Here is a 12,266-nt window from a genome sequence, read left to right as displayed (position 1 = left end):
TGACTGGAGGTCAGAAAATGAACATCAAGAGCCTTCTTCTCGGCTCCGCTGCGGCACTGATCGCAGTTTCCGGTGCGCGCGCCGCCGACGCCGTCGTCGTCGCCGAGCCGGAACCCGCTGAATACGTCAAGATTTGCGACGTCTACGGCGCTGGCTACTTCTACATCCCAGGCACCGAAACCTGCCTGCGCATCGGTGGCTATGTCCGCTATGACATCGGCATCGGCGACGTCGGCTCCTTCGACGGTGCGAAGACCACGGACCAGATGGACGGCGGCTCGCAGGATACCTACTACAAGCACGCCCGATTCACGTTGAAGACCTGGACCGGCCAGGAAACCGAGCTCGGCACCTTGAAGACCTACACCGAGACCCGTTTCAACTGGGGTAACCACAACGATTATCTTGATGACAACTTTAACGGCGGTACGAGTGTTTCGCTGAACTTTGCCTGGGTCCAACTCGGTGGTTTGCGCGTCGGCAAAGACGAATCGGCCTTCGACACGTTCATCGGCTACGCCGGCAACGTCATCCAGGATACGCTAGTCCCCTATGGCGGCTTCGACACCAATGTCGTCCAGTACTACTTCGACGCCGGCAACGGCTTCTCGGCCGTGGCTTCGTTGGAAACCGGTTCGGGCAGTGCCGATGCGGATCCTGGCATTTTCCAAGACAGCAACAGCGGCAATGATTCGATCGACAGCTATGTTCCGTATGTGGTCGGCGGTATTAAATACACGCAGGGTTGGGGCTCGATCACCGGTGTTGCCGCCTATGACAGCACTTGGGAAGAGTGGGCCGGCAAGGTTCGCGTCGACGTTACGCCGATACAGAACCTGACACTGTTCGTCATGGCCGGTTACGGTTCGGACGACAACATCGACCGCAACTTCTATAAGCAGTGGGGCGGCAACTGGGCAGTTTGGGGTGGTGGCACCTACACCATCAACGAGAAGACCTCGTTCAACCTCCAAGCATCGGTTGACGACGACAAGAACTACGGCGTCGCCGCGAACATCGCCTACGATATCGTTCCCGGCTTCACGATCACTGCCGAAGTCGATTGGGCTCGCGACGGTCAGTTTGATAAAGCCTACGATCGCAACTGGACCAATGCCGACGACAAGGACAGCGTCGGCGGGATGCTGCGCTTCCAGCGCTCATTCTAACAATCCGAACCTGATTGAGATCGAACCCGGCGGGCCAACCGCCGGGTTTTTCGTATCGGGCGACGCAGCTAACAACTCTCGGTGCATGAATACAGGCTGCCACTGAATACCTATCGCAGGGCTGAGCTGGTCAATTGTAATGCTCGCCGCGCCCGCTTGTCCGAACGTGCAAAAAATGAAGATCTTGGCACGATCTGAAGGGCTGGCCTACAGGATCAACGGATCTCGACAGCAAGTCACCGTCGACCTCGGCCTGCCGAACGCCACCCACTCGTTCAAAGTTCGGCTAGATCTCCCAAGGCGTGAATCAGCGGCTGAATTGTGCTCTCATATTTTTTCCAGCGCTTGACCGATGATGTATAGATCGGCTGCCGCACCTGCCAGCGGCTGGGGGTATTGACCGACCTGTCCTTCTCGAAAAAGCGCAGGCAGGAATCGTCCCAAGGCAAGCCGAGATGATCGATGAGACGGCGCGACTGCGCCTCCTGATCCGCAATCAGCGTCTCGTAGCGGCTTTCGAAAATACGTCCGGGAAAGACCTTATTCCAATGCCGCATCAAGCGATCATATTCACGGTAGTATAGGCCGAGTGTCTCAAGGTCGGCGTTGTAGCCGTGGTCCTTGGTGAAATGCAAGACGAAGCAGGACACGCAATTGTCGATGGCATCGCGCCGGCAATGAATGATGCGCGCGTGGGGAAAAAGAATTCCAATCACTCCGATAAACTCGAAGTTGTGCGGCATCTTGTCGACTATGCGGAGCGCGGCAGGCGCGTGCTGGCGCAGATAAGACAGGTATTCTTCGGCCAGCGCCCTCGACTGATCCCTCGTCATCGACATGATCGAACTGCGCAGGTCCTCATCCGATTGTGTTCTAAAGCCCATCGAGTTCGCGATTCGGCGCAGCTTCGTAAGCTCCCCGGCGCCATGGACGTCCGGATGGCTCGCGCAGATCTGCTCGGTCAGCGTCGTCCCCGACCGGGGCATGCCCAGCACAAACACAGGCACTTCGGATGGACTGCCGTGGCCAGCCTTGGCTTCCAATAGTGACGGGCTGAATATCTCGATCATGGAATCGACACTTCGGCGGTAGTACTCCAGGTCGAAATCGTGACCAGCGGCCTTTTTTGCCTTCTGGAAGTGATCCATCGCCTCATCGTAGCGCTCGAGATCGTTCAGCACTTTGCCTGCAGCGTGATGGAGCTGGGATGCAGCAACCGGTTCGAGCCTGGGATTGGAGAGTTCGCGCAGGATAGAGTCGAGCTCGGCAGGTTTTTCGGTGAACTTTTGCGTGTCGACCAGGTAGTTGTAGGCTGCCCCAACATCGACGCGACGTTCTATTGCCTGATTGAGATAGGCTCTGGCTTCGTCCATGCGACCGAGGCTGGCGAGCGCACCAGCCAGACCAATTCGGACCATGGGATGGTCGCCGTTGATCTTCAGTGCCTTCTCGTAAAGGGGCAAAGCCATCTCGGCCTTGTCGAAGTTGACGTAGGCACGCGCCAGTCCGCAAAGCGCTTCCACCAGATCGGGCTTCAATTCGCAGGCGCGCTGCAGGTGCCTGATCGCAAGCAAGCTGTCGCCAAGCTTCAGACCGGCCTCTCCCAGGCTAAGGTGGAAATACGGATTTTGAGGCGTCTGGCTTACTGCTCGTGCAAAATATTTGAGAGCCAACTCATCGTCGATACCGAGCCCCAGCGTGCCGAGGATGTACAGCGAAAGCGGGTGGTTTGGCGTGCGGGCGAGAACGCGATGGCATAACTCCTCGGCCTCTGGAAGCCGCTTGGCTTGCTGGAGTTCGAGCGCCTGTCGCAACAGCATGTCGTCAGCTTGCGCGCGCGACGGCGGTTTCGCTTTCGGCGGCTGCACTTTCGGCGCCGGGCGGGACTTTATGTGTTTGGACCAAGCGGGCGGCAGTCGGTTGCTCATCATGTCTCGCTAGCAAAATGATCTGGGAGAATCCAGCCTGACGTGCCCGCCCGCCGCAGAACTTGGCAGCCAGGCCGGCAGCTTAGTCTAGCAACCGGTGCCCCGCCGCAATTGCAGCCCCAGCCCACAAACCTGGCGATTCAGATCTCGTGGCCCACACAAATGCAAATTGCCGACTGCAATTCCCGAGTCAAATCTCGGCGAGATCACCGAGCGACTGGATCAGCGGCTGGATTGCGCTCTCATAGTTTTTCCAGCGCTTGACAGATGAACTGTAGATCGGTTGCCGAACCTGCCAGCGACTGGCCGTGTTGACCGATCCCTCCTTGTCGAAGAAGCGCAGGCAGGTATCGTCCCAGGGCAATCCAAGATGATCGATCAGACGGCGCGATTGTGCCTCCTGATCCGCAACCAGCGTCTCGTAGCGACTTTCGAAGATGCGTCCGGGAAAAACCTTGTCCCAATGTCGCATCAGGCGATCATATTCACGGTAGTACAGCCCGAGTGTCTGCAGGTCGGCGATGTAGCTGTGTCCCTTGGAGAAATTCTGGAAAAAACACGAGAGGCAATTGTCGATGGCATCGCGACGACAGTGAATAATCCGCACATTGGGGAAGAGAAGCCCTATGAGACCGATCAGTTCGAAATTCCGGGGCATCTTGTCGACGATGCGAAGCGCGGTCGGCGCACGCTCACGAAGATAGGACAGGTGCTCCTCGGCCAGCATTTTGGATAGGTCGGGGGTGATCGGAACGATCGATTGGTCCAAGGTCCGTGCCGAAACCTTCGTGAGGCCGATAGCATTTGCGGCTCGCCTTATCTTTTTCAGCTCTCCGGCGCCATGAACATTCGGGTGGCTCGCGCAAATCTGCTCGGTCAGGGTGGTGCCCGATCGGGGCATGCCCAATACAAACACGGGCACTTCCGACGGGCTTCCATAACCCGCCTTGGCGGCCAACATGTCCGGGTTGAAGAACTCAATCGTGGAGTCGATCCAGCGGCGATAGGTCTCCAGATCGAACTTATAGCCGGCGGCCCGCTTGCCTTTCTTGAAATGATCTATCGCGTCTTCGTAGCGCCCAAGGTCGTTCAGCACTTTGCCGGCAGCGTGATGAAGTGTCGTCACACTGTCCGGGTCAAGCTTTGGCTCACCAAGCTCGCGCAGGATGGACCTAAGTTCGGCCGGCTCCTCGGTGAACTTGCGCGTACGCACAAGCTCATTATAGGCGGCGGGCATAGCGATGCGACGTTCGATCGCCTCCTTCAGATAGATTTTGGCTTCATCCATGCGACCAAGACCGGTGAGTGCGCTGGCAAGCCCCGTCCGAACGCGGGGATGATCGCGGTTGATCTTGAGCGCTCTCTCGTAAACCGGCACAGCCATGTCAGCCTTGTCGAATTCGACGTAGGCGCGCCCCAATGCGCAAAGCGCCTCCACCAAATCGGGCTTCAACTCCAGAGCGTGCTGGATGTGCGTGATTGCGGGCGAATATTCGCTTACCCTCAGATAAGCTTCACCCAGACTAAGGTGATAATAGGGGTTTCGGGGCTCCACGCCGACGGCTCGCGCCAAATATCGCAGGGCCATTTCATCGTCGAGCCCGATGAATAGCGTGCCCATGATATACAAAGCCAAGGGATGGTTGGGCGTGCGCTCCAGCACGCGACGGCACAGTTCCCGAGCCTCGGCCAACCGCTTGGCCTGCTGCAAGCCATACGCCTGTTTCAGCAGCGCATCGTCGGCCTGCACGCGCGTCAATGGTTTCGCCTTCGGCGGTTCCACTTTCGGCGCCGGGTGGGACTTTATATGCTTGGACCAGGCGGGCGGCAGTCGGTTCCTCATCATGTCTCGCTAGCAAAATGATCCGCGAGAATCCAGCCTGACCGTCGCCGCCGTTCGTGGAACTTGCGCAGGCCCAGCCGGCAGGCTAGCAAAGAAGGCCCTTTTTGAACGAGCCTTTGCCATGCGCCCTCCCCTTACGCCGCTCATCGACGCGCTTCCCTCTACGGTGCCGTTTGTCGGCCCTGAGGCGCAGGAGCGTGATCGCGGCCGCGGCTTTCGCGCCCGCATCGGCGCCAATGAGAGCAGCTTTGGCCCCTCGCCGCGGGTCGTTGCCCGCATGGCCGAGATTGCCGGCGACATGTGGATGTATTGCGACCCCGACAATCACGATTTGAAGGTAGCCGTGGCCCGACATCTCGGTGTCGGCGCCGAAAACGTCGTCGTCGGCGAAGGCATAGACGGGCTGCTCAGCCTGGTGGCGCGCATGTATGTGGCGCCCGGCGACGCGGTGGTGACCTCGCTCGGCGCCTACCCGACCTTCAACTTTCACGTCGCCGGCGTCGGCGGCCGGCTGGTCGCAGTGCCCTACGAGAACGACCGAGAAAACCTCGACGGCCTGCTGGCGGCAGTGGCCAGGGACAAGGCGCCGCTGGTCTATCTGTCCAACCCGGACAATCCGATGGGCAGTTGGTGGGAAGCGGCCGAGCTCAGCCGCTTCCTCGAGGCCTTGCCGGAGACCACAATGCTGGTGCTCGACGAGGCGTATGGCGAATTAGGGCCAGCCTCAGCGATGCCGCCGATCGATGTGGCGCGGCCGAACGTCATCCGCATGCGCACCTTCTCCAAGGCCTATGGGCTAGCCGGCATACGCTGCGGCTACGCGGTGGCCGAAGCCCAGGTGATTCGCGACTTTGAGAAGATACGCAACCATTACGGCGTCAGCCGCATGGCGCAGATCGCCGGCGTCGAGGCGCTTGCCGATCAGGCATGGCTGGAGAGCGTGGTGGCGCGGGTCGCCGCCGGCCGCCGGCGCATCGCCGGAATAGCCGAGGCGAACGGGCTGAAGCCGCTGGCTTCGGCGACCAATTTCGTCACCATCGAGTGCGGCCGCGACGGCGCTTTCGCGCTGAAGGTGCTGCAGGCGCTGTTGTCGCGCGACGTGTTCATCCGCAAGCCGATGGTGCCAGTGCTCGATCGCTGCATCCGGGTCAGCGTCGGCCTCGATCACGAGCTCGACATTTTTGCCGAGGAACTGCCGGGCGCACTGGCCGCAGCGCGGGGGAATTGAGGCGCCAAAAGGGGCGACGGAGCACCACGACCTCCAGTACCGCCGCTACTTCTCCCCACCACCAAGCAGGCGCGTGACCCGTTTCAAGGCGTCCGATAATTCGGCAGCCGCGTCATCGGCGAGGCTGGCCGTCAGCCGGGCGAGATCGCGATCCGTCGCAGCCTGAAGCCTGGCGAGTTCCGCACTTCCGCGAGCGGTTAGCGACAGGATGCGTCTGCGCCGATCGGCTGGGTCAGTGCGTATCTCGGTCAGGCCAGCGGCGGCGAATCTCCTCAGTATGCGTGTGACATAGGCCGGATCGAGCCGGAGTTCGGCGGCGATTTCGGAGGCTGCCGGTCCGAGACCGAGGTGGAACGCCCGTGCCAGAAACCCAGCCTCACCGCCGCTATTGGCGGCAGCGCGGAATCGGTCGCCCAATTCGAACAGCAGCCGCGCCTCGCCCAGCGTATAGGCGCTGTGCGTCAAGGTCAGGTCGAGCAGCCCGATCAGGCGCGTGTAGAAGCGATTGAAGCAACGTATCTCCGCGACAAGGGCATTCCGATCGGCCGGCATGTCGACCTCCTTCGGGGGAAGACCGCTCCCGTCGAACTATGATCGCCTATTATTTGACTTACTCAATCATTTGATGGAGCACGCCGCCTGTCTCGCAATGCGAAGCTGGCGAACCGCGACCGGGAGAGACCTTCGATCCACGCTGCGCGGTTGAATTTGCATGGCGATGCGCCAGACTCGACTCAAAGGATGGAGAGCGCGATGAACGACCGGACGGTGCAGGTACGCATATATGGCAAGGTGCAAGGCGTCAGCTATCGGGTCTGGGCGCGGCGCGAGGCGTCTGGACTTGGCCTTGCCGGTTGGGTGCGCAACGAAATTGACGGCTCGGTGACAGCCTTGATTGCAGGGGCCGATGCGGCGGTCTCGACAATGATCGAACGGCTTCGGCAAGGGCCGCCAGGGGCAGCGGTTTCGAAAGTTGACGTCGAGGAGATCGAGGCACGCGACATGTCCGCGGGTTTCAGGATTGTTGCCTAGAAAGGCATGATCCTGCTCATTCGCTTCCATCGCACAAAATCTCCAGGGTGCAGATAGAGCAAACCTGAAGCCATTGCCTTACCCGAACACACTCCTTGAATTAATTGAACGTTTGTTTTATTGTTCTGAAAAGGCGGCTTGTCATGGCGCGTACGACCGGTTCCGACGGAGAGAAGACCGAAGCTGCGGTCCGCGAGGCGGCGGTCAGCCTGATTGCGCGTCTCGGCTACGAGGCGATGTCGATGCGCCAGCTGGCGGCCGAGGTCGGCGTCCAGGCAGCGGCGCTTTACCGCTATTTCCCGACTAAGCAGGACCTTCTGTTCACGCTGATGCGCGAGCATATGGAAGGCCTGATCGAGGCGTGGCGCACAACACGCCCTGTCGGCGCCGATCCGGCAGCGCGGCTCGCCGCCTATGTCGAAAACCACATCGCTTTCCACGTCGAACGCCGCCATTCCACCCATGTCTCGAACATGGAGCTGCGCAGCCTGTCGCACGAAAGACTCACGCAGATCCTGCGCATGCGCACCGCTTACGAGAAGGAGCTGCGCGCCATTCTGCGCGACGGCGTCGAAGCGGGCTTGTTCAGCGTCGAGGACACCGGGCTCACCGCCATGGCGCTGATCCAGATGATGACCGGCGTCATCGTGTGGTTCCGGCCGGGCGAACGGCTGTCGATCGCCGAAGTCACCGCTACATATCTAGCAATGACAATGCGCCTTGCTGGAGCAAAGAGCGATGGCGCGAGGACGAGCCACGGCACCGTGCGTCCATTCGAGCGCGCAAAGGACGCTGTAGCACTTTGATTTCGCGCATGATCCCGATTTCGGGGTCGTGCGCCGGGAGGAACGGCATGTACACGCAGACGCTCAACTTCGGGCTTGACGAAGACATCGAGGCGCTGCGCGATCTGGTGCGGCGCTTCGCCCAGGAGAAAATCGCGCCGATAGCCGCCGAGATCGACCGCTCGAACGAATTCCCGGCACATCTGTGGGCGGAGCTCGGCGGGCTCGGCCTGCTCGGCATCACCGCCGATCCCGATTTCGGCGGCAGCGGCATGGGCTACCTCGCCCATGTCGTGGCGATGGAGGAGATTTCGCGCGCCTCGGCCTCGGTCGGCCTCTCTTACGGCGCCCATTCCAACCTCTGCGTCAATCAGATCAACCGCTGGGCGACGCAGGCGCAGAAAGAAAAATATCTGCCTTCGCTCTGCAGCGGCGAAAAGGTCGGGGCACTGGCGATGTCGGAATCGGGTGCCGGCTCAGATGTCGTGTCGCTGCGCCTGCGCGCCGAAAAGCGCAATGATCGCTACGTGCTCAACGGCACCAAAATGTGGATCACCAACGGGCCGGATGCCGAGACGCTGGTCGTCTACGCCAAGACCGATCCGGAACTCCATTCGCGCGGCATCACCGCTTTCATCGTCGAAAAGGCTTTTGCCGGTTTTTCCGTTGCGCAAAAGCTCGACAAGCTCGGCATGCGCGGCTCGAACACCGGCGAGCTGGTGTTCGAGGATGTCGAAGTGCCGTTCGACAATGTGCTGCACGAGGAAGGGCGCGGCGTCGAGGTGCTGATGTCGGGCCTCGACTACGAACGCGCCGTGCTGGCCGGCGGCCCGATCGGGCTGATGGCTGCGTGCCTCGACGTGGCGATACCTTACGTGCACGAACGCAAGCAGTTCGGCCAGCCGATCGGCGAATTCCAGCTGGTGCAAGGCAAGCTCGCCGACATGTATGCGACGATGAATGCGGCGCGTGCTTACGTCTATGCCGTAGCCGCCGCCTGCGATCGCGGTGAGACGACGCGCAAGGACGCCGCCGGGTGCGTGCTGTTCGCCGCCGAAAAGGCGACGCTGATGGCGCTCGACGCCATCCAGCTTTTGGGCGGCAACGGCTACATCAACGATTACCCTACCGGCCGGCTGCTGCGCGACGCCAAGCTCTACGAGATCGGCGCCGGCACCAGCGAAATCCGTCGCTGGCTGATCGGGCGGGAAATCATGGCGGAGGGCGCCTAATGGCATTCTTTTGAGATTTGCCAGAAGCCGCACGATATGGCATACTTCTGGACATATGCCATAAATACAAGCGAGACGGACCATGGCGGGCAGAACGGGAAAGTCCGGATTTGATGAAGATCCGCAAGCACAGTTCGATGCTGGCGCTCGCAAAACGCGGCTTCGGGTTCCGGCGAAACGCGAGCGCGTCAAGCTTGGCGAGGGCGGGCGCTTCGTCATCCCTGCTGCGATGCGCGAGGAGATGGGCGTGAAGCCTGGCGAGGACATGATCCTTCATGTCGAAAACGGCGAGTTGCGGGTAAGATCGTGGCTGCAGAATCTGCGACGCGTTCAGGCCGAATTGTCGGCGCTGAAACAGCCCGGTGAAAGCGTCGTCGACGAATTTCTGAAGGAGCGGCGGGAAGAGCAGCGTCGAAGCGACAAGCGTCTCGACCGGCTTCACGCCGAAGGGACGACAGGAAAGCGGGTGAAATGAAGCCCTACGTCATGGACAGTTCGGCGGCGCTCGCAATCCTGCTCAACGAGCAAGGCACCGAGAATGCTTTGGGGTTCGCGCCGGATGCACAATGCAGTTCAGTCAATGCGGCCGAGATCATTGCCAAGCTGATCGACAAGGGACGCAGCTTGGAACAGGCTGCCGACGACCTCGGAAGTCTCGGCATGCCGATCGCCGTTTTCGACCAAGCGATGGGCATCGCCGCCGGCCAGCTTCGCCAACTGACGCGGCATCGCGGCTTGTCGCTGGGCGATCGGGCCTGCCTGGCGCTGGCGATTCGCGAGAACGCCATTGCCGTCACCGCCGATCGCGACTGGGGCGACCTGGATGTCGGCTGCAAGATCGAGCTGATCCGGTAGCGCCATGGCCCCCCTCACCTCGCAGATCTCGCCCGTCTCCGATATTTTCCGCGCCAATGCCGAGCGCATGCGGGCGCTGGTCGCCGATATTGCGGAAAAGGCTGCTACGGTCGAACACGGCGGCTCGGAGGAAGCGCGTGAGCGGCATGTTTCGCGCGGCAAGCTCCTGCCGCGGCAACGTCTTGCCCAATTGCTCGATACCGGCTCGCCCTTCCTCGAGATCGGCCAGTTCGCGGCGTGGTCGATGTATGGCGAGGACATCTCCTCGGCCGGCCTCATCGCCGGCGTCGGCCGCGTCGAAGGCACCGAAGTCATGGTCGTCGTCAATGACGCCACGGTGAAGGGCGGCACCTATTATCCACTGACGGTGAAGAAGCATCTGCGTGCACAGGAGATCGCATTGCAGAACAATCTGCCTTGCGTCTATCTGGTCGACAGCGGCGGCGCCAATCTGCCCAATCAGGACGAGGTGTTTCCCGACCGCGATCATTTCGGCCGCATCTTCTACAACCAGGCCAACATGTCGGCCGCCGGCATTCCGCAGATCGCCTGCGTCATGGGTTCATGCACGGCCGGCGGCGCCTATGTGCCTGCGATGTCGGACGAGACAATCATGGTGCGCAACCAGGCGACCATCTTTCTCGGCGGGCCGCCGCTGGTGAAAGCGGCCACCGGCGAGGACGTCACCGCCGAGGACCTCGGTGGTGCCGACGTGCACACAAGGCTTTCCGGCGTTGCCGATCACTATGCGCTCGACGACGAGCATGCGCTGGCAATATGCCGGCGTATCGTCAAAAACCTGAATCGGAACAAGACTGTAAGCCTGGCCCTGAAGAAATCGATCCCACCGCTTCACGATCCACATGAACTCTACGGCATCGTACCGACGGATCTGCGCCAGCCTTACGACGTGCGCGAGGTGATCGCCCGCATCGTCGACGGCTCCGAGTTCGATGAGTTCAAGCAGAATTACGGCACCACGCTGGTCACCGGTTTTGCCCATCTCAACGGCATGCCGGTCGGCATCGTCGCCAACAATGGCGTGCTGTTTTCGGAAAGCGCGCTGAAGGGCGCGCACTTCATCGAACTGTGCTGCCAGCGCAAGATCCCGCTGGTCTTCCTGCAAAACATCACCGGTTTCATGGTCGGGCGAAAATACGAGGCCGGCGGCATCGCCAAGGATGGCGCCAAGCTGGTCATGGCGGTCGCAACGGCCAAGGTGCCGAAGGTGACCGTGATCATCGGCGGCTCGTTCGGCGCCGGCAATTACGGTATGTGCGGACGCGCCTATTCGCCACGCTTCCTGTGGATGTGGCCGAATGCCCGCATCTCGGTGATGGGCGGCGAACAGGCAGCAACGGTGCTGGCCGTGGTCAAGCGCGAAGGCATCGAGCGCAAGGGTGGCGAGTGGAGCGCCGAAGAGGAAGCAAAATTCAAGAAGCCGATCCTGATGAAGTACGAGCATGAAGGTCACCCGCTCTATTCGTCGGCAAGGCTCTGGGACGACGGCATCATCGATCCGGCGAAGACCCGCGAGGTGCTGGCGCTAAGCCTGTCGGCCGCGCTGAACGCCGGGATCGAGGAGACCCGGTTCGGCGTGTTCAGGATGTGAGATGAGCGAAATCGACCAGAGGATTCGCGTTCACACCGGCGACATCACGAAGCTGGCGGTCGATGCAATCGTCAACGCCGCCAACACCTCGCTTCTCGGCGGCGGCGGCGTGGACGGCGCCATCCACCGGGCGGCCGGCCCCGAGCTTGAGTTCGAATGCCGGATGCTGAATGGCTGCAAGGTTGGCGAGGCAAAACTCACCAAGGGCTACAGGCTGCCGGCACACTACATCATCCACACGGTCGGACCGGTCTGGCAAGGCGGCAGCAAAGGAGAGGCCGAGCTGCTCGCCTCCTGCTATCGCCGGTCACTCGAAATCGCCGCCGCAAAGGACTGCCGGACGGTGGCGTTTCCAGCGATCTCGACCGGTGTCTACCGCTATCCTAAGGATCAGGCGACGCAAATTGCTGTCGGTGCCGTGAGTGCCTTCATCGGCCAGAACATCGTTCCGGAAACCGTCATTTTCTGCTGCTTCGACGAGCCGACGGCCGAACTGTATCAGCGGGTCGTTGCTGCACTCGGCAGGGTGTGACCCTGCGCGGGCGACGAACCCGTCCACACCTCCAGACCATTTTTTTGCTT

General features: G+C 61.0%; 12 protein-coding genes. 9 read left to right on the top strand and 3 right to left on the bottom strand.

Annotated elements, in window-relative coordinates; all coding sequences use genetic code 11:
• The first annotated feature begins 17 nt into the window (after window positions 1-17).
• A complete protein-coding gene (locus NKI50_RS16500) occupies window positions 18-1,169 on the top strand; it encodes a porin (RefSeq protein WP_352481864.1) in 1,152 nt (383 codons plus the stop codon).
• 275 nt (window positions 1,170-1,444) lie between these two features.
• Here the strand turns inward: NKI50_RS16500 and NKI50_RS16495 are convergent, their stop codons facing one another.
• Both NKI50_RS16495 and NKI50_RS16490 read right to left on the bottom strand, forming a co-directional pair.
• Window positions 1,445-3,097, bottom strand: coding sequence for a tetratricopeptide repeat-containing sulfotransferase family protein (locus NKI50_RS16495; RefSeq protein WP_023718349.1), 1,653 nt, complete (start codon window positions 3,095-3,097; stop codon window positions 1,445-1,447).
• A 190-nt stretch (window positions 3,098-3,287) separates the two neighbouring features.
• Complete coding sequence (locus NKI50_RS16490) at window positions 3,288-4,940, bottom strand: tetratricopeptide repeat-containing sulfotransferase family protein (RefSeq protein WP_023718350.1); 1,653 nt, start codon at window positions 4,938-4,940, stop codon at window positions 3,288-3,290.
• A gap of 121 nt (window positions 4,941-5,061) precedes the next feature.
• Between NKI50_RS16490 and NKI50_RS16485 the strand changes: the two genes are divergently transcribed.
• Entirely contained in the window at window positions 5,062-6,168 is a 1,107-nt protein-coding gene (locus NKI50_RS16485) for a pyridoxal phosphate-dependent aminotransferase (protein WP_023718351.1), read from the top strand.
• A gap of 45 nt (window positions 6,169-6,213) precedes the next feature.
• Here the strand turns inward: NKI50_RS16485 and NKI50_RS16480 are convergent, their stop codons facing one another.
• Window positions 6,214-6,720, bottom strand: a complete 507-nt coding sequence (locus NKI50_RS16480) for a MarR family winged helix-turn-helix transcriptional regulator (RefSeq protein WP_023718352.1) — start codon at window positions 6,718-6,720, stop codon at window positions 6,214-6,216.
• 201 nt (window positions 6,721-6,921) lie between these two features.
• Between NKI50_RS16480 and NKI50_RS16475 the strand changes: the two genes are divergently transcribed.
• From NKI50_RS16475 to NKI50_RS16445, 7 genes are all read left to right on the top strand, one after another.
• A complete protein-coding gene (locus tag NKI50_RS16475) occupies window positions 6,922-7,200 on the top strand; it encodes an acylphosphatase (RefSeq protein WP_023718353.1) in 279 nt (92 codons plus the stop codon).
• 143 nt (window positions 7,201-7,343) lie between these two features.
• The gene (locus tag NKI50_RS16470; RefSeq protein WP_023718354.1) at window positions 7,344-8,006 is read left to right on the top strand and encodes a TetR/AcrR family transcriptional regulator; all 663 of its coding nucleotides are present in this window, start codon (window positions 7,344-7,346) and stop codon (window positions 8,004-8,006) included.
• 47 nt (window positions 8,007-8,053) lie between these two features.
• Entirely contained in the window at window positions 8,054-9,217 is a 1,164-nt protein-coding gene (locus NKI50_RS16465; protein ID WP_023718355.1) for an isovaleryl-CoA dehydrogenase, read from the top strand.
• Between the two features lie 82 nt (window positions 9,218-9,299).
• A complete protein-coding gene (locus tag NKI50_RS16460; RefSeq protein WP_023718356.1) occupies window positions 9,300-9,692 on the top strand; it encodes an AbrB/MazE/SpoVT family DNA-binding domain-containing protein in 393 nt (130 codons plus the stop codon).
• A complete protein-coding gene (locus NKI50_RS16455; protein WP_023718357.1) occupies window positions 9,689-10,072 on the top strand; it encodes a type II toxin-antitoxin system VapC family toxin in 384 nt (127 codons plus the stop codon). Before NKI50_RS16460 ends, NKI50_RS16455 begins: the two co-directional genes overlap by 4 nt.
• 4 nt (window positions 10,073-10,076) lie before the next feature.
• Window positions 10,077-11,684, top strand: coding sequence for a carboxyl transferase domain-containing protein (locus NKI50_RS16450; protein WP_352481873.1), 1,608 nt, complete (start codon window positions 10,077-10,079; stop codon window positions 11,682-11,684).
• 1 nt (window position 11,685) lies between these two features.
• Entirely contained in the window at window positions 11,686-12,216 is a 531-nt protein-coding gene (locus NKI50_RS16445; protein WP_023718359.1) for an O-acetyl-ADP-ribose deacetylase, read from the top strand.
• Window positions 12,217-12,266 lie beyond the last annotated feature (50 nt).

Origin of the sequence: Mesorhizobium sp. M0563, assembly GCF_040321065.1 — a bacterium.
In the GTDB taxonomy this organism is placed as follows: Bacteria; Pseudomonadota; Alphaproteobacteria; order Rhizobiales; family Rhizobiaceae; genus Mesorhizobium.
Note: the sequence above shows the minus strand (reverse complement) of the source record. Positions and strands in the feature narration are given on the sequence as shown.